Genomic DNA, 15,917 nt, shown 5'->3' with positions numbered 1-15,917 from the left:
AATCGGCCGATTAGAGCCCCTTCCCAGCGCCCCCTCTCAGCCTTTGTAGCCCCTAGCTCTGCCTGAAAAGGAATCCGTCACGGCCATTCTCCAGATTCAACGCCATCCAGAATGACGTTCGCTTGGACGTCATACGCCCCATGACTCACCACCACCGCCACACTCAAACCCCCAACCGCGGGAACGACCCGCTACCGCCATCAGTCTACCGACACCCAATCATCGGTAAGGTACAGCGCAATGGACAAGACAATCACCGTGGACCAACTGGCGACCACCGACCTCAGATCAATCAACGAAATATGGCTCGGCGGCACGCATACCGAGCTGTGCCTGTGGCGTGGCGAGGCGGTTTTCACCCACGAAATGCTCAGCGAGGGCACTCACGATCAGAATGTTCGACGCCTGTGCCTGCAGTTGGTCGACCCTGATGATCAGGCCGCAGTGGCCCACGTTGAGGTAATCGTGCGCGAGCGGCTGGAAAAAATGGGCAAGGAGGGCGAGTTTTACCCGGCCAAGGAGGCGGACACTCGTCAATAGTCGCTGTGGCGCTGCGGGCGATAGGGGGCGAAAGCAGCCCTCAACGGCGCAAACCGGTCTACCATGGCGGCCCGGCAGTGGTTCACTGCGCTTCCGTTCATTTTCTATAAAGGCATCGCGATGACCATCGACCAAATCTCCCTCCCCAAAGGTGTAGGCCCTCATGCGGCCAAGCTGCTCGACGCTATCACTGGCGCCTCCACCCACGAAGAACTCAACCGCGCAGGCGGCAAGGCTGAAGGGTTTGTCTTGGGGCTGGAGTCGACCAAAGCGATCAAAAGCCAGATCGCCGAGTCGTTGTATGTGGCGTATGACGACGCCGCCAGCAATCGGGCGGGTGAGTTGAAGGGATAGGCGTTTTCGCGGCACGGACCGCGCGGCTTTAGATCGACTGGATGCCTCAATTTTTCAGGATGAAATGCTCATGTTCAAAGCTGCCCTTGCTTCGCTGTTGTTGACCTGCACGTTTTGCGCCCACGCCGGTACGACGGTCGATGTGTCGAAGATTTACGGCAAGATCCAGTTCGTGGACAGCTATCCCGACTACAAGGTGAAGGTGGTGAATCAATACCCCGACCTTAAGGTGAAGAAGGTGGTTTCCTGGCCGGACTCTGTCGGCAAATGGCAAACCGTCGACAGCTACCCCGACTACAAGATCCAGATTGTCGATTCCTATCCGGACTTCACTATTGAATATGTTGAGAGCTGGCCTGGGGTCAATTGATCGCGGCAAGCCGTTGCAGGTGGCCTGCGACGGCTTGTCGGGCGGGTTGCTGATCAGCCAGGGCAGGGCGCTTCACGGTCGAGCAGCTTGGCGGTGAGGAGTACGCCCAGTTCGCTCAGTTGGTGGATCGCCAGGGCGATGTCGCGGTGTCTGCCGTTCAGGTCTTCGGACAGGTCGAGCAGCAGGGTGCTGACTGAGGTGAAGGTTTCGTAGCTGTTGGTGATGAGGGTTTCGGTGCTGGCGTTGGGGGCGACGGTGAAGAGGTTTGAATCCGGAGTGATTTTAAACATATGGATATCCTGGATTGGGCCGCCACCTTGCCGCTACTAAACGAAAGGGGGGCAGCTGTACGCAGGTTAGTAGACCGGTGGATATCCAAAGCCGGCGCGCCCGAAAGCGCCCTACGCACAGCTACCATCAAGCAAAGACGCAATGTCTTGCTGATGAAACTTATGCACTTGAAGATACCCACAATTCAGGCTACTAAACCCGATCACCGAGAGATTCAGCGACCGAGCCACCTTAGAGACGGCCTACCCAGTGCACAAGCCGGCGGATTCTGACGCAGGTGTAGGCAAGGGAGCAAGGCGTTGCGGGGGATTCGGATTTTGCCTTCAGGAGCGTTAACCGTGACGTTGAGCACTGACGCATTTATCACACTGGCCATGGCCAACCCGCTCAATGCTGAAATCACCGCGCGCCTGCCGGCGCTTGGGGTGGATCAATGCCTGCTGACGGCGGGGTGCCTGTTTCAGGCAGTGTGGAATCATCAGGCGAATCTGCCGGCGGATCATGGGGTGAAGGACTACGACGTTTTTTACTTCGATACGGACCTGTCCTACGAGGCTGAGGACGTGGTGATCCAGAAGGCGAACGCGCTGTTCGCGGACCTGGGGGTGAATGTCGAGGTACGCAATCAGGCGCGGGTTCATCTCTGGTATGCCCAGCGGTTTGGCCGGCCGTATTTGCAACTGCACTCGGCGCGTCAGGGGGTTGATCGGTATCTGGTGGCCGGCACGTGCGTGGCGCTGGAGGTGGCGACGGGCGAGGTGTATGCGCCGTATGGGTTGGCGGATGTGGAGCAGGGGATTTTGCGGATCAACCCGCTGCATCCGGAGCGGGCGTTGTTTGAGGTCAAGGCGCAGAGTTATCAGGCGCGGTGGCCCTGGCTGAGGATTGTTTGATGCCGATCTCTATTATGTTGTGGCGAGCGGGCTTGCCCCGCGTTGGGGTGCGAAGCGCCCCCAATCGAGCAAAACGCGGTGTACCTGATACGGCTCAGCGCCTGGCTTTGGGGCTGCTGCGCAGCCCAACGCAGGACAAGCCTGCTCGCCACAGGGAATATGCGCTTAACTGAACGGCGTTAGGGCAAGCCTGCTCGCCACAACAAGCGTGCTCGCCTTTTCCGCCGTCTTTTCCATGGCCGTTTTTTGGGAGGTTTGCACACTGCTCTAACAGCCCGTTACACCCCGAAAATGGCTTCAATTTCGATATTCAGTTCCGGGGAAAACAACTTTGAAACTTCGACCAGAGAGCTGGCAGGGAAGTGCCCTTCATAATGCTGACCCAACACCTTACGCAGCTCCCCGGCTTGGCTGAAGTCGGTGATGAATATAGTCACTTTCAAGAGTGAAGACATACCGGAGCCCTCTTCGGTGGCAACCGCTTTAATCTGCTCCAAAATAGCATTGGCCTGTTTTTCAAGGCTCAGCCCTTGAGCATCAGTTCCAAACGCTGTGAAGCCTGACAGGTACAGGGTATTGCCATTTTTCACCGAATGCGAATAGGGGCCCACGACGGGAGGAAGTGCATCATAAATTTTACGTTCGATTTTATTGCTTGGCATAGTTGCGCGTCCGAATTTTTAGTGCGTGGTTGATCTTGAGGTGTCTAAAATCAAGTGATTACTCAGGAATTTTCCGAGTTGGCTATACTCTCAAAAGCCGGCAATAGACAGTAGTCACGTTTCTATACGGTTAATGCCTGTTTCTCTATGTGTTGAATCTTGCAATATTTCAGGCTCGCGTACGTATGTCATAATCCCTTTGGCAGCGTGTAAAGATAGGTCGCGCCCCGATATTCTTGCGCAGGAGGTATTAGTAGGTGAAGAATTATCGTTATGCCGCTGAAGAGGGTCGCGTGGCGCTCAGGGAAATATTACTTGGCTTTCTTCCTGAGGCGGGCCGGTTCCCAACGCCTATAGAGGGGTTTGCGCTGCACCGCTATGACCATTCAGACACGGCAAAGCCCCATTTCTACAATCCGATACTGATCGTCGCTGTACAGGGGAAGAAATGGGTTCGTATTGGTATCAACGATATATCATTCGGAGAACACACGTGCTTTATCGCCGGCGTGAACATGCCAGTCACCAGTTGCCTCTTGGAAGCAACCCCGGAAATGCCTTACCTGTCGATGTCCTTGGACCTTGACAGGCATTTGATGGCTGCGTTGGCCGCTAAAACTCCACCGCCAATTGAATATAACACCGACACTGCAGTTGGCGCCGCAGTGCAAGAACTCACCCAGGAATTGCTCGATGCCTTTTTACGAATGATTGAATTACTCGACCAACCAGAGCAGGCGAAGACACTGGGCGCGTTGATATATCAAGAAATTCACTATCGATTGCTCGCAACGCCCTTTGGGCACCAGCTTCGCCTATTGAATTCAGTGGGTTCTCAAAGTCATAAAATTAATCAAGCTATCCTGTGGTTGCGGGAGAATTACCGGGAAGCGTTGCAGGTAGATAAATTGGCTGCAACACTGAATATGGCGTCTTCGACCTTATATAAACACTTTAAAGAAGTCACAACGCTCAGTCCCCTTCAATATCAGAAACGTTTGCGTCTAGATGAGGCGCAGCGCTTGATGCTGGTTGAAAATTGCGATGTCATTCAAGCGGCGTTAATGGTGGGTTACGAAAGTGCCAATCAATTCAGTCGAGAATATAAACGGCTGTTTGGTGAACCGCCTAGAAAGAATGTCGTAACAATAAGGACGGGTAGGCAGTCGTCACTCGAAACGGGGGTGGGGCGATCCTCGCGCTCATAAATCAACCGTTCCCGCGACAGCCAGTGCCTCGCGAGCATATCTGCGCTCCCTCTAACTCTGCCGAGGTGATCCGAGCCATACAGATATCTTCGGTTAAAGGCTTGTGGATCTCTGGCCGTAGTTATTGCCGGAATGAAGACCCAGTACTGTGTCGACAGCACCTGTCGCGCCGCACGAGATCTTGGATTCGATACAGTGCTGATCGCCGATGGTCACACCTGCACTGACACCTCTTTACTGACGGCCGAAAATATTGTCGCTCATCACAATGCAACCTTGTCGGGACCGTTCTGCCGTGTCATTCACGCTGAGGACTGGTGTTTCTAATCGGTATAGATAGATCGGCTCGAGATTGGGTCGATCTTTCACCAGTGGGTCAATCGAGCCCTTCGCGACAGACTGTAATCGGCCAATCAGCGATGGCATGGACTCAATTTTCCGATTTGTCCGAAATTTACCTGCCATCGGCCGGTGCTGGATTTCTTTTTAAGCTTGCTGAAACGTTTCACCCGGTTTATAAAAATGGCACAACTCCAAGAAAGGCCGCCGCCATGACCCCGCTCAAACTTTTTGTTGCCATCAGCACGCTGTCCGCTGCCTCCCACGCCATGGCCTGGGATTACGTTCTGCTCGACACTGACAAAGCCGCCCAGAGCTGGCAGATCACCAGTCAGCAACTCGGAATAAAAGCCGACAAACCCTTCAGCGTTACCCTGCGCACCTTGCACGGCGGTCGGCAGGAGGGCGTCAGCATTGTCGACATCGATAACGGCACGATGAAACTCTCGGTAGTGCCGACTCGCGGAATGAACGTCTTGCAGGCCTCGGTTGGCAATGTACGCATGGGCTGGGATTCGCCGGTCAAGGAAGTGGTCAATCCGTCCTTCATCGAACTCAATGGCCGCGGTGGCCTGGGCTGGCTGGAAGGTTTCAATGAGCTGGTCACCCGCTGCGGATACGAATGGGTCGGCCATCCCGGCGTCGACAACGGCGAACTGCTGACCCTGCACGGTCGGGCCGCCAACATTCCTGCGAATAAAGTCACGCTGCACATCGATGAAAAACCACCGTACGCCATCACCCTGCGCGGTGAACTGAAAGAACAGGCGTTCAAGAAGGTCGACTTCTCGGTCGCGACCGAACTGGTTACCGAACCCGGCAGCGTCGCGTTTGCCCTCAACGACACCCTGACCAACAACGGCGACTATCCGAAGGAATACCAGGCGCTGTATCACAGCAACTTCAGCACCCCGTTCCTGGAGCAGGGCGCTCGTTTCGCCGCGCCGGTGAAACAGGTGTCGCCTTTCAACGACAAGGCCAAGGGCGAGCTGCCCGACTGGCAAACCTACCGCGCACCGACCAGGGACTACGACGAAACGGTTTACAACGTGGTGCCGTATGCCGACGCCAAGGGCGATACGTTGACCGTGTTGCATAACAAGGCTGGCAGCCTGGGCGTTTCGGTCGGCTTCAATACTCAGACACTGCCCGTGTTTTCCCTGTGGAAAAACACCGATACCCAAGGCCAGGGCTATGTCACGGGGCTGGAGCCGGGGACGAGTTTTTCCTACAACCGCCGTTATCAGCGGCCACTGAACCTGGTACCGACAATTGGGCCCAAGGAACACAGGCAGTTCCGCATCAGCTACAGCTTGTTGGCGGACAAGGCGGCGGTGGATAAGGCCTTGAAGCAGGTGAGCGAGATTCAGGATGGGCGGGAGACTGAGGTGCGGCAGACGCCGTTGGTTGATCTGACCAAGGAGTGACACCAGATGGAGCATTTTCGGCCGTAAATAGTCGCGTCTGATCACGTCGGCGTGTTCAAGATCCGCCAGTGAGCGCGCGACCTTGAGCAGTCGATGGGCTGCTCGCAAAGATTCGGTCACTGTCCGCTCCTGGTCGTTTTCAGCCGATCACCTCAGGCAGAAAACGGCCAGAAGCTGGCTTCATCGGCGTGACTATCAAGCGTGGCGCTCATAGGTAAGGTAGTCGTGTGCCCCTGTCCCGGTACACAGAAAACCCGCTTTTTGGTACATCAATTTTGCAGGGTTGTCAGGCCGTACACTTAAACGCAATTGACTGAATCCCTGCGCTGCCGCGTCCAGCGCATACGCCTCCAGAAGTGCCATTCCTACGCCGCTACGCCTATGGTCTGCCACTACGTGGATAGTGCTAAGTTCTGCGTGGTCTTGATCAGGCGTCCAAAGCGAGTATCCCGCGAAGTGGTCACCCATGAGCGCGATTGTAAACCGTTCGAAATTTTCCACCCAGCGCGTCAGGTGCCGCTCCAGTTGCAAGCGCCACGTAATTTCATGCTCAGGTTCCCAGCACCGAATATAGCTTTCCTCGCCTCGGTAGATAGCCGGAATATCAGTCACACTTGCTTGCCTTAGTCGTATTGCCATTCCATTAGTCCGTGATTGAACGAAACTGCATGATATGGCGCGCTTGGTCTTTCGCAAACTCGCGAACCACGCCGCTAAGCGACTGCTGGATATCACGGGTGGACTAGTAGATCGTTCAAGCGCGATTGGACGTTGGGTAACAACGACGTCGCAGAGGTTTGGAGGGCTGGCAAGGCAGCCATCATTAAAGGGATTCAAGCTTACGAATCGGCCAGGAATCTTCGGCCGTCAGTTATGAGCTATCCACCACACCTGAAGCCGTCAGTCATTGTCATTGCAGCCAGTGTCGCAAAGCTCATGGCGCCGCATTTGCTTCGTACGGCAGCGTTCCGCGTAGCGCGCTGCGAATATAAGGTAGGCTCAAGCGAGCACCTTCTTTATGGTGATTTGTTTTCGCGCTTCATTCCCGCACGACGGGTAGGAATGATCCTTGCCATCGGCGATGAACTTTTAACCCCGTATTGCCCGTCCAAGGTGGGAACCCTTCCAGATCAAGGATCGTCCATGACCTTTTTTATCTTCCTGCTCGCCTGCGCCGCTGCGGCCAGTACCGGTGTGATTTTCAAGCCGGGTGCCTGGTACGAATCCCTTGTCAAACCCAGCTTTACCCCCCCCAATTGGCTGTTCCCGGTCGCCTGGACGATTATCTATCTATTGCTCGCCTGGGCCGGTTATCGCCTCAGCCTGATCCCGGGCAGTGAGCTGGTACTGGCGCTGTGGGCGGCGCAGATTGCGTTGAATACGCTGTGGACGCCGGTGTTTTTCGGCGCCCATCGGTTGTTTGCGGGCATGGTGATTATTGTGTTGCTGTGGCTCACCGTGGCGGCGATGGTGGTGTTCGCGGTACGCCTGGACTTGATCACTGGCTTGATGCTGTTCCCTTACCTGGCGTGGCTGTGTGTGGCGGCGGCGTTGAATTTTTCGATTTTGCGGAATAACCGTTAATGGCCCATAAACACTGGCCCGCCTCCGAGGCCGAACTCGCCCAGATGCGCCGCTTCAACCAAAAGCTCGGGTGGATGCCGCGCTTCAAGATCCGCAACCGCGTCACCCCGCGTCTGATTCAGGCGCTGTTGCGCGTCAGTCAGAAGATCAAGCGCGCAACACCGGCTGAGAGCAGGGTTGTGAATGGCGTGCCCGTGCGCATTTTGCGGCCATCCGGCACGCCCAAGGGAGTGGTGCTGGATATCCACGGTGGCGGCTGGGTGATCGGCAATGCTCAGATGGACGACGCGCTGAACCTGGGCATGGTGCGGGCGTGCGATGTGACGGTGGTGTCGGTGGATTATCGGCTGGCGGTCGACACGCCGGTTGAGGGGCTGATGGACGACTGCCTCGCCGCCGCGCGGTGGCTGCTGACGGCCGATGAGTTTGCAGGCTTGCCGGTGTTTGTCGTCGGTGAGTCGGCCGGTGGGCATTTGGCGGCCGCGACCTTGCTGACGCTCAAGCAATGGCCTGATCTGCTCAAGCGTGTGAGCGCGGCGGTGTTGTATTACGGGGTTTACGATTTGACCGGCACGCCGAGCGTGCGCACCGCCGGGCCGGACACCTTGCTGCTGGACGGCCCGGGAATGGTCGACGCTCTGCGCCTGCTGACGCCGGGATTGAATGATGAAGAACGCCGACAGGCGCCATTGTCGCCGCTGTATGGTGACTTTGACGGGATGCCGCCGGTGTTGATGTTCGTCGGGGAGCTGGATCCGCTGAAGGATGACACGCTGCAGATGGCTGAACGTTGGCCGGGGGCCGAGACCCATCTTCTGCCGGAATCTGCCCATGGGTTTATCCATTTTCCGGTGGCGATGGCGGAGGGTGTGTTGGTTTATAGCCGGCGGTGGATTACCACCTGCATTCACGACGAGCGTGGTTGAAAGGAGCGCCCAAGAATCAAAAGCCAGAGCAAAGCAAATAGATCAAAACCAGTGTGATATCTATCAGATAAATGGAGATCAAACGGTGGGAGGGGGCTTGCTCCCGATGGCAGTGGGTCAGCTGCAAATAAACTGACTGACATTCAGCCATCGGGAGCAAGCCCCCTCCCACATTCATACCGCCCTCCACCCGCCAAAGGACACTGCGATGCGCGAATACACCGTCACCTACCTCTTCAACAACCAGTCCCGTACCCACACCTTCGAACTCAACCAACCCGAACTCCCCGATCACGACGCTGCCCTGCACCTGCTGGCCCTGCACCTGGGCGACGCCGAGAACAGCCTGATCCTGCCGCCCGCCGATGCCACGCCTGAACAGATCCTCGCGCAAGCCGCCATCGTCGGCATCACCCGGATCCAAGTGGCATGAGCGCGCATCCAAGCCGGCAAGTGATTTCTGGCTGCGCCAGGGCTTTGAATTCGTTGATATCGAAGACGATCCGCTGTGGCAAACCACGCACATGCAGCGGCCAATAAATGCTTGACTCACCCATGGGAGGATTTCTGTCGGCGGCGGTCAGACTGACTACTACGCGCCCTTAAATCTGCTGGTGGTTCAATCCCGTGATTACGCATTCCTTCTTGTCGGGGGGCGGCGAGCTGGCCTCCCTGATCCAGTCCAGGGATTGGTCGGCAACGCCGTTGGGTCCGATCGAGCACTGGCCGCAGAGCCTGCGCACCACCGTCAGCCTGTGCCTGGCGTCGAACTTCCCGATCAATATCATCTGGGGGCCGGAGAACACGCAGATCTACAACGACGGCTACAAGGTGTTGTGTGGCGAGTCGCACCCGCGCGCGCTGGGCGAGGGTTACCACGTGACCTGGGCCAGCGCCTGGCCGGCCATCGGCGAGCCGTTCACGCGGGCGCTGGCAGGGGAGACCAGCTTTCTCGAAAACCAGCGTATGTTCCTCACGCGCAACGGTTACCTGGAAGAGACCTTCTTCACCTTTTCCACCTCGCCCATCCGCGATGAAACCGGCGGTATCGGCGGGCTGTTTCACCCGGTGACCGAAACCACCGTGACCATCCTGGCCGAGCGCCGCACCCGTGCGCTGCGTGACCTGACTGGCCGGCTGGCGGTTGCCGAGGAATTGCCTCAGTTGATCGCGCTGACGGTCGAGACACTGGCGACGTTCAACTTCGATATTCCCTTCCTGCTGTTTTACGCGCGGGAAGCCGACGGCTACCGCCTGGTGCAGCACGACGGCATTGGCGCAGATACCGCCGCATCCCCGGCCTGGATCAGCCTGGATGACACCGCGCCATGGCCGCTGGGCGCGGCGTGCGCGCAAAAGCGTACGCTGCAGGTGGACGACATCGAGGCATTGTTCGCCGGCATTGACTGCGGGCCATACCCGGAATCGCCGCTCACGGCTTTCGTGTTGCCGCTGGTGGTGCCCGACGATACGCAGACGCCGCTGTTCCTGGTGGCCGGCGCCTCGCCGCGCCTGCCGATGAATGATATTTACCGCGGCTTTTTCGAGCTGTTGGGCGCCGCGCTCTCGGCGGCGCTGGCCACCGTGCGGGCGCGGGCCTACGAACGTCAGCGCGCCGATGCCCTGGCTGCCATCGACCAGGCCAAGACCACCTTCTTTACCAATATCAGTCATGAATTCCGCACGCCGCTGACCCTGATGCTCGGGCCGCTGGAGCAATCGCTGGCCCTGGGCGACGCGCTGCCTGCCGATGAGCGCGAGCGCGTGACCCTGGCCTATCGCAACGGCCAGCGCCTGCTCAAGCTGGTCAATTCGCTGCTGGAGTTTTCGCGCATCGAGGCCGGTCGCGCCCAGGCATCCTACGAGCCGGTGGACCTGCCCGAATTGACCGCCGACCTCGCCTCCAATTTTCGCTCGGCCTGCGAGCGTGCGGGTCTGGCGCTGATCATCGACACCACGCCATTGCCAGACACGGCCTACGTCGACCGGGACATGTGGGAAAAGGTGGTGCTGAACCTGATTTCCAACGCCTTCAAGTTCACCCTGGCCGGGCAGATTCGGGTCAGCGTCGAACCCGGCGCCGATGGCGCGAGTGCCCAGGTCTGTGTCACTGACACCGGCACCGGCATTGCGGCCGATGAACTGCCGCGCCTGTTCGAGCGTTTCCACCGGATCGACAACCCCGCCGGCCGCTCGTTCGAAGGTTCGGGTATTGGCCTGGCGCTGGTGGATGAGCTGGTGCGCCTGCAGGGCGGCAGGCTTTCGGTGAACAGTGAAGTCGGAGTGGGCAGCACCTTCACCATCACCTTGCCGCTGGGCCGCCGCCATGTGCCCAAACCGCTGCACAGCCCGGCGCTGCTGCACGGTTCTACTACCAACGTCAGCGCCTTTGTCGAGGAAGCTATGGGCTGGTTGCCCGACGCGCCGGCGCCGCAGGTGCAGGATGAGCCTGACGCCGAACCGTTTGAAGAATGCGTGCTGCTGGCCGATGACAACGCCGACATGCGCGCCTATGTCGCCCGCCTGCTGCAAGCCGAAGGCCTGCGCGTGGAGACGGCGACCGATGGCCAGGCGGCGCTGGAGGTTGCGCGCGAGCGCTTGCCGCAGTTGATTCTTACCGACGTGATGATGCCGGTGCTCGATGGCTTTGGCCTGTTGCGCGCGGTGCGTGAGGACGCGCGCCTGCAGGCGACCCCGGTGATTCTGCTGTCGGCCCGCGCCGGCGAAGAGGCGCGCGCCGAAGGCCTGGCGGCGGGCGCCGATGACTACCTGATCAAACCGTTTTCAGCGCGCGACCTGATCGCGCGCGTCACCTCGCAGTTGGCCCGTGCGCGCAATCGGCGCGAGGCCGCGTTGCGCGAAAGTGAAGCGCGGCTGCGCCTGGCCATCGACGCCGGGCAGATCGGTGAATGGGAGCTGGACATTGGCGCCGACAGCTCGGTGCGCGCTGCCCGGCATGACCAGATTTTCGGCCACAGCGCGCGGGTCGAGCACTGGGGCATCGACACCTTCATGTCTCACGTGTTGCCCGAGGACCGGCCCGATGTGGAGGCGTCGTTCAAGCGGGCGGCCGAGCAGGGCACCGGCTGGGATTTCCAGTGCCGTATCCGCCGCGCCGAGGACCAGCAGGTGCGCTGGATCCTCGCGCGCAGCACGCCGCAGCTCGATGCTCAGGGCCGCACCCTGAAACTGTTCGGCCTGGTGCAGGACATCACCGATCAAAAACGCGTCGAGCTGGGCATGCAGGCGCTCAACGAAACCCTGGAGCAGCGCATCACCGAGGCCATGGAAGAGCGCAGCAAGGCTGAAGAACAACTGCGCCAGGCGCAGAAGCTCGAGGCGCTGGGCCAGCTCACCGGCGGCGTGGCCCACGACTTCAACAACCTGTTGACGGTGATTCGCTCGTCCCTTGACCTGCTGGAACGCCCGGAATTGCCCGAGGTGCGGCGCAGCCGTTATCTGGCGGCCATCTCCGACACGGTCAATCGCGCGGCGCGTCTTACCGGGCAACTGCTCGCCTTCGCACGCCGACAGGCGTTGAAGCCGCAGGCCTTCGACGTCAGCCAGAGCGTGACCTCGCTGGTGGAAATGATGGAATCTTTGTGCGGCGCCCATATCCAGATCAGCACCGACCTGGCGCCCCAGGACTGTTGTGTGTACGCCGACTCCAGCCAGTTCGACTCGGCGCTTGTGAATGTGGCGGTCAACGCGCGGGATGCGATGAAGGGCGTTGGCCGTTTGACCATCGCCGTGGCGGCAGTCGACACTCTCCCTGCGCTGCGCGGCCAGCCGCAGGTGCAAGGCGACTTTGTTGCAATCGCCATGCGCGACACCGGCAGCGGCATTCGGCCGGAGCATCTGGAGCGGATTTTCGAGCCGTTCTTCACCACCAAGAATGTGGGGCAGGGCACCGGGCTTGGCCTCAGCCAGGTGTTCGGCTTTGCCAAGCAATCGGGCGGCGAAGTGCGGGTGAGTACTGAACTCGGCCAGGGCTCGACCTTTACCCTGTACCTGCCCCGTGTCACCGCGCAACCACTGGAGCCCGATGTGCCGCTGGAGCCGGCGCTCCTCACCGACGGGCAGGGCGGCCGCGTGCTGGTGGTGGAAGACAATATCGAAGTCGGCACCTTCGCCACCCAGGCGCTGGAGGAGCTGGGCTATCAGGCGACCTGGGCGGTGAATGCCGAGCAGGCACTCAAGTGTCTGACCGACGCCGCCGAGGATTTCGACGTGGTGTTTTCGGACGTGATGATGCCGGGCATGAATGGCCTGGAACTGGCCAAGGAGATCCAGCAGTTGTGGCCGGCGTTGCCGATTGTGCTTACCAGTGGCTACAGCCATGTGCTGGCGCAGCAAGGCACCCACGGCTTCGACTTGCTGCACAAGCCGTATTCGATTCACCAGTTGCTGCAGATCCTGCGCAAGGCTTGTGTGAAACAGGGGTCAGCTTGAGCGCAGGCGCAGGATCTGTGCGCCGTCGAACGGGTCGGTCAGGTAATGGCCCTGCACGCCGAAGGTGTCCTGCAACCGCTGTGGCGTGAGCACCTCCAGCGGTTTGCCCAGCGCTACCAGCCGTCCGCGATCCAGCACGGCGAGGCGGTCGCAGGTCAGCGCCTGGTTGAGGTCGTGCAAGGCAATCAGGGTGGTCACCGGTAACGCTTGCACGCCTTTGAGGATCGTCAGTTGGTGCTGGATGTCGAGGTGATTGGTCGGCTCATCCAGCAGCAGAATCTGTGGCCGTTGCGCCAGCGCACGGGCGATGTGCACGCGCTGGCGCTCGCCGCCGGAGAGGCTGCGCCAGGCACGCTGGCTGAGGTGGGTGGCGTCCACGTCGTGCAGGGCCTGGTGCACAATGGCCTCGTCCTCGTGGGACCAGGGGCTCAGCGCCGACAGCCAGGGCGTGCGGCCCAGGGCCACGGCGTCGAACACGCCGATGGCGTCGTCGGTGTCGGCCTGTTGTTCCACCACCGCCAGTTGTTGCGCAATGACGCGGCGCGACAAGCTGCCCAGACGCTTGCCGCCCAGGCGCACGTCGCCGCTGGCGGGCGTGCGCAGGCCGGCCAGCAGCTTGAGCAGGGTGGATTTGCCGGAGCCGTTCGGCCCGACGATGCCCAGGGTTTCCCCCGCCTGCACCTCCAGGTGAATATCGTGCAGCAACTGCGCATCGCGCACCCTGAAGCCCAGGCCGCTGCAACTCAATACGCTCATCGCGCGTTTCTCCGGCCGATCAGGATCAACGCGAACACCGGTGCGCCGACCAGTGCGGTGACTACTCCGACCGGAATCACCTGGCCCTTGATCAGGCTGCGCGAGAGCACGTCCGCCGCGATCAGAAACAGCGCGCCGCCCAGAGCGCTGGCCGGCAGCAGCCGCGAATGCGCGGTGCCGAGCAGCAAGCGCACGGCGTGGGGAATCACCAGGCCGACAAAGCCGATGGCGCCGACAATCGATACCATCACCGCCGTCACCAGCGCGGCGCAGCCCACCAGCACGCATTGCACGCGGCGCACCGGAATGCCGAGGGAGGCCGCCGAGTCGCTGCCGAAGGTAAACGCATCCAGCGCGCGGCGGTGCCACAGGCACACGATCAGGCCGGCGACCGCCACCGGCACGGCCAGCCACACCGATGGCCAGCGCACGCCACTGAGGTTGCCGAGTAGCCAGAACATGATGCCGCGCGCCTGTTCGGAGCTGGCCGATTTAGTGATCAGGAACGCGGTGAGCGCATTGAACAGCTGGGAACCGGCGATGCCCGCGAGGATGATCTGCCCAGTGCCGCGCGCCGAGCCACTGGCCCGTGCGAGCAGGGTCACCAGCGCGAAGGCGGCCATGGCGCCGACGAATGCCCCCGCTGACAGTGAAATCAGCCCGCCGCCCACGCCGATCAGGGCGACCAGCACCGCGCCGGTGGAGGCGCCGGCGCTGATGCCCAGCAGGTACGGGTCGGCCAACGGGTTGCGCAGCAACGACTGCAGGATCACCCCGCAGGTCGCCAGCCCGGCCCCGCAGGCGGCGGCCACCAGCGCGCGGGTGAGGCGGTAGTTCCACACCACGCCCTCGTCGATGGGGTCGAGCACGTAGCCGGCCGCCCACAGTTTATTGGCCAGCACCTTGAGCACCACCTGCGGTGCGATGGCGGTTTCGCCGATGGCCACCCCGGCGAGCAGGGCGATCAGCAGCAACGTGAGGGCGAGCAGGGTGCGCATCATTGGGGCAGGTCGTAGCCGTCGATGGCGCCGGCCAGTTGTTCCAGACCGTCGAACATGCGGATGCTGGCCTGCAGCGCCAGGGCGTCGAGGACGATGATGCGGTTGTGTTTGACGGCGTCCATGTTGCGGGTCACCGGGTCGCTGCGCAGGAAGGCAAGTTTCTGTTGATGGTCGTCGGCGGGGTAGCGGCGCCGGTCCATGCGTGCGATCACCAGAAAGGTCGGGTTGGCCTTGGCGATGGTTTCCCAGCCGACGGCGGGCCACTCTTCATCGGACTGCACCACGTTGGACAGGCCCAGGGTGTGCAGCATGAATTCGGGGATGCCCTTGTGGCCGGCCACGTAGGGATCGCTGGCCATCTCGGCGCTGGAGAACCACACCAGCGCGCTGGCCTGCTTCAAGCCTTTGCCTTGCGCGGTGGCGACGGATTTGGCCAGGCGTGCCTTGAGTTCGTCGTTGAGCTGTTGACCGCGCGCCTGCACGTCGAAGATCTCGGCCAACTGACTGATGCTCTTGTAGATCGTGTCGATGCGAAACGGCTCCAGCCGCGTGCCGTCGGCGCCCGCCAGGTTGTCCTTGCCTTCGCAGTCCGACGGCAGCAGGTAGGTGGGGATGTTCAGTTCATGAAACTGCTCGCGGGTGCCTACCACGCCTTGTGCGCCGACCACCCATTCCAGCTCGGCGGCCACCAGCTGCGGGCGCTTGGCGATGACGGATTCGAAGCTCGGCTCGTTGTTGGCCAGGCGCTCAATGCCATCGTTGAGGGTTTTGTACTGCGCCAGCACGTTGTTGAACCACAGCGAGGTGCCGACCACTTTGTCACCGACGCCCAGGGCATAAAGCATTTCGGTGGCGGCCTGGCCGATGGTCACGCTGCGTGCGGGGGCCTGGGCGAAGCTGATGTGGCTGCCGCAGTTTTCCAGGGTCAGCGGGTAGTGGGTCGGCGCGGCGTGGGCCTCTGCAACGGACAGCCCGAGGCCGATCATCAAGGCGGTAACGCGTGGCAGCATGGGGGCAATCTCCGTTTGAACCGTTGGCGAAACCCCAATGAGTCCCGTCCGGGAAACGGCGCGGTATGGTAGTGCATGGCGGGGTGGGCGGGAAGATGCGGGGC

At 60.5% G+C, this 15,917-nt stretch carries 16 protein-coding genes and 2 pseudogenes; 12 read left to right on the top strand and 6 right to left on the bottom strand.

Annotated elements, in window-relative coordinates; all coding sequences use genetic code 11:
* Positions 1-240 precede the first annotated feature (240 nt).
* From JOE32_RS08865 to JOE32_RS08855, 3 genes are all read left to right on the top strand, one after another.
* A complete protein-coding gene (locus JOE32_RS08865) occupies positions 241-540 on the top strand; it encodes a hypothetical protein (protein WP_209983239.1) in 300 nt (99 codons plus the stop codon).
* A gap of 120 nt (positions 541-660) precedes the next feature.
* The gene (locus tag JOE32_RS08860) at positions 661-894 is read left to right on the top strand and encodes a hypothetical protein (protein ID WP_057008200.1); all 234 of its coding nucleotides are present in this window, start codon (positions 661-663) and stop codon (positions 892-894) included.
* A gap of 70 nt (positions 895-964) precedes the next feature.
* Positions 965-1,264 carry a hypothetical protein gene (locus tag JOE32_RS08855; RefSeq protein WP_209983238.1) on the top strand — a complete coding sequence of 100 codons (300 nt, stop codon included), beginning with the start codon at positions 965-967 and terminating at the stop codon, positions 1,262-1,264.
* A gap of 53 nt (positions 1,265-1,317) precedes the next feature.
* On the opposite strand, the gene JOE32_RS08850 is transcribed toward JOE32_RS08855, so the two are convergent.
* On the bottom strand, positions 1,318-1,554 hold the full coding sequence (locus JOE32_RS08850) for a DUF6124 family protein (protein WP_209983236.1): 237 nt from the start codon (positions 1,552-1,554) through the stop codon (positions 1,318-1,320).
* 339 nt (positions 1,555-1,893) lie between these two features.
* On the opposite strand from JOE32_RS08850, the gene JOE32_RS08845 reads away from it, so the two are divergent.
* Positions 1,894-2,448: a nucleotidyltransferase family protein gene (locus JOE32_RS08845; protein ID WP_209983235.1), complete on the top strand. Its 555-nt coding sequence runs from the start codon at positions 1,894-1,896 to the stop codon at positions 2,446-2,448.
* A gap of 278 nt (positions 2,449-2,726) precedes the next feature.
* On the opposite strand, the gene JOE32_RS08840 is transcribed toward JOE32_RS08845, so the two are convergent.
* On the bottom strand, positions 2,727-3,110 hold the full coding sequence (locus JOE32_RS08840; RefSeq protein WP_209983234.1) for a RidA family protein: 384 nt from the start codon (positions 3,108-3,110) through the stop codon (positions 2,727-2,729).
* A 257-nt stretch (positions 3,111-3,367) separates the two neighbouring features.
* Between JOE32_RS08840 and JOE32_RS25165 the strand changes: the two genes are divergently transcribed.
* The 3 genes and pseudogenes from JOE32_RS25165 to JOE32_RS08825 all read left to right on the top strand — a co-directional run bounded on the left by JOE32_RS25165 (position 3,368) and on the right by JOE32_RS08825 (position 6,084).
* Positions 3,368-4,318 (top strand): AraC family transcriptional regulator, encoded by a 951-nt coding sequence (locus JOE32_RS25165; protein WP_209983232.1) that lies wholly within the window; start codon positions 3,368-3,370, stop codon positions 4,316-4,318.
* Between the two features lie 90 nt (positions 4,319-4,408).
* Positions 4,409-4,645: pseudogene (locus JOE32_RS08830) on the top strand (isochorismatase family protein); the annotation flags it as partial.
* A 224-nt stretch (positions 4,646-4,869) separates the two neighbouring features.
* The gene (locus JOE32_RS08825) at positions 4,870-6,084 is read left to right on the top strand and encodes an aldose 1-epimerase family protein (RefSeq protein WP_209983229.1); all 1,215 of its coding nucleotides are present in this window, start codon (positions 4,870-4,872) and stop codon (positions 6,082-6,084) included.
* Positions 6,085-6,279: 195 nt separating this feature from the next.
* On the opposite strand, the gene JOE32_RS08820 is transcribed toward JOE32_RS08825, so the two are convergent.
* Entirely contained in the window at positions 6,280-6,696 is a 417-nt protein-coding gene (locus JOE32_RS08820) for a GNAT family N-acetyltransferase (protein WP_307496145.1), read from the bottom strand.
* Positions 6,697-6,929: 233 nt separating this feature from the next.
* Between JOE32_RS08820 and JOE32_RS08815 the strand changes: the two are divergent.
* The 5 genes and pseudogenes from JOE32_RS08815 to JOE32_RS08795 all read left to right on the top strand — a co-directional run.
* Positions 6,930-7,073: pseudogene (locus JOE32_RS08815) on the top strand (GFA family protein); the annotation flags it as partial.
* Positions 7,074-7,227: 154 nt separating this feature from the next.
* Positions 7,228-7,668 (top strand): TspO/MBR family protein, encoded by a 441-nt coding sequence (locus JOE32_RS08810; RefSeq protein WP_003234380.1) that lies wholly within the window; start codon positions 7,228-7,230, stop codon positions 7,666-7,668.
* A complete protein-coding gene (locus JOE32_RS08805) occupies positions 7,668-8,594 on the top strand; it encodes an alpha/beta hydrolase (RefSeq protein WP_209983225.1) in 927 nt (308 codons plus the stop codon). The genes JOE32_RS08810 and JOE32_RS08805 overlap by 1 nt, the downstream gene beginning before the upstream one ends.
* 208 nt (positions 8,595-8,802) lie before the next feature.
* On the top strand, positions 8,803-9,027 hold the full coding sequence (locus tag JOE32_RS08800) for a hypothetical protein (protein ID WP_209983223.1): 225 nt from the start codon (positions 8,803-8,805) through the stop codon (positions 9,025-9,027).
* 194 nt (positions 9,028-9,221) lie between these two features.
* Positions 9,222-13,046: a response regulator gene (locus tag JOE32_RS08795; protein ID WP_209983221.1), complete on the top strand. Its 3,825-nt coding sequence runs from the start codon at positions 9,222-9,224 to the stop codon at positions 13,044-13,046.
* Here the strand turns inward: JOE32_RS08795 and JOE32_RS08790 are convergent.
* From JOE32_RS08790 to JOE32_RS08780, 3 genes are read right to left on the bottom strand one after another with little or no spacing between them, the layout of a single operon-like run.
* Entirely contained in the window at positions 13,038-13,802 is a 765-nt protein-coding gene (locus JOE32_RS08790; protein WP_209983219.1) for an ABC transporter ATP-binding protein, read from the bottom strand. The two genes, JOE32_RS08795 and JOE32_RS08790, sit on opposite strands and share 9 nt — an antisense overlap.
* Positions 13,799-14,803: an iron ABC transporter permease gene (locus JOE32_RS08785; RefSeq protein ID WP_057008049.1), complete on the bottom strand. Its 1,005-nt coding sequence runs from the start codon at positions 14,801-14,803 to the stop codon at positions 13,799-13,801. Before JOE32_RS08785 ends, JOE32_RS08790 begins: the two co-directional genes overlap by 4 nt.
* Entirely contained in the window at positions 14,800-15,813 is a 1,014-nt protein-coding gene (locus tag JOE32_RS08780) for an ABC transporter substrate-binding protein (RefSeq protein WP_209983216.1), read from the bottom strand. The genes JOE32_RS08785 and JOE32_RS08780 overlap by 4 nt, the downstream gene beginning before the upstream one ends.
* Positions 15,814-15,917 lie beyond the last annotated feature (104 nt).

The sequence above is a fragment of the Pseudomonas sp. PvP025 genome (assembly GCF_017832155.1).
Classification (GTDB): Bacteria; Pseudomonadota; Gammaproteobacteria; order Pseudomonadales; family Pseudomonadaceae; genus Aquipseudomonas.
The sequence above is the reverse complement of the archived record's forward strand: the minus strand, read 5'-3'. Positions and strand labels throughout refer to the sequence as shown.

What these genes read in the sequence shown, in the direction of transcription:
- JOE32_RS08865 (WP_209983239.1), top strand. Translation starts at nt 241, where the DNA reads ATGGACAAGACAATCACCGTGGACCAACTGGCGACCACCGACCTCAGA.
- JOE32_RS08860 (WP_057008200.1), top strand. Translation starts at nt 661, where the DNA reads ATGACCATCGACCAAATCTCCCTCCCCAAAGGTGTAGGCCCTCATGCG.
- JOE32_RS08855 (WP_209983238.1), top strand. Translation starts at nt 965, where the DNA reads ATGTTCAAAGCTGCCCTTGCTTCGCTGTTGTTGACCTGCACGTTTTGC.
- JOE32_RS08850 (WP_209983236.1), bottom strand. Translation starts at nt 1,554, where the DNA reads ATGTTTAAAATCACTCCGGATTCAAACCTCTTCACCGTCGCCCCCAAC.
- JOE32_RS08840 (WP_209983234.1), bottom strand. Translation starts at nt 3,110, where the DNA reads ATGCCAAGCAATAAAATCGAACGTAAAATTTATGATGCACTTCCTCCC.
- JOE32_RS08825 (WP_209983229.1), top strand. Translation starts at nt 4,870, where the DNA reads ATGACCCCGCTCAAACTTTTTGTTGCCATCAGCACGCTGTCCGCTGCC.
- JOE32_RS08810 (WP_003234380.1), top strand. Translation starts at nt 7,228, where the DNA reads ATGACCTTTTTTATCTTCCTGCTCGCCTGCGCCGCTGCGGCCAGTACC.
- JOE32_RS08805 (WP_209983225.1), top strand. Translation starts at nt 7,668, where the DNA reads ATGGCCCATAAACACTGGCCCGCCTCCGAGGCCGAACTCGCCCAGATG.
- JOE32_RS08800 (WP_209983223.1), top strand. Translation starts at nt 8,803, where the DNA reads ATGCGCGAATACACCGTCACCTACCTCTTCAACAACCAGTCCCGTACC.
- JOE32_RS08790 (WP_209983219.1), bottom strand. Translation starts at nt 13,802, where the DNA reads ATGAGCGTATTGAGTTGCAGCGGCCTGGGCTTCAGGGTGCGCGATGCG.
- JOE32_RS08785 (WP_057008049.1), bottom strand. Translation starts at nt 14,803, where the DNA reads ATGATGCGCACCCTGCTCGCCCTCACGTTGCTGCTGATCGCCCTGCTC.
- JOE32_RS08780 (WP_209983216.1), bottom strand. Translation starts at nt 15,813, where the DNA reads ATGCTGCCACGCGTTACCGCCTTGATGATCGGCCTCGGGCTGTCCGTT.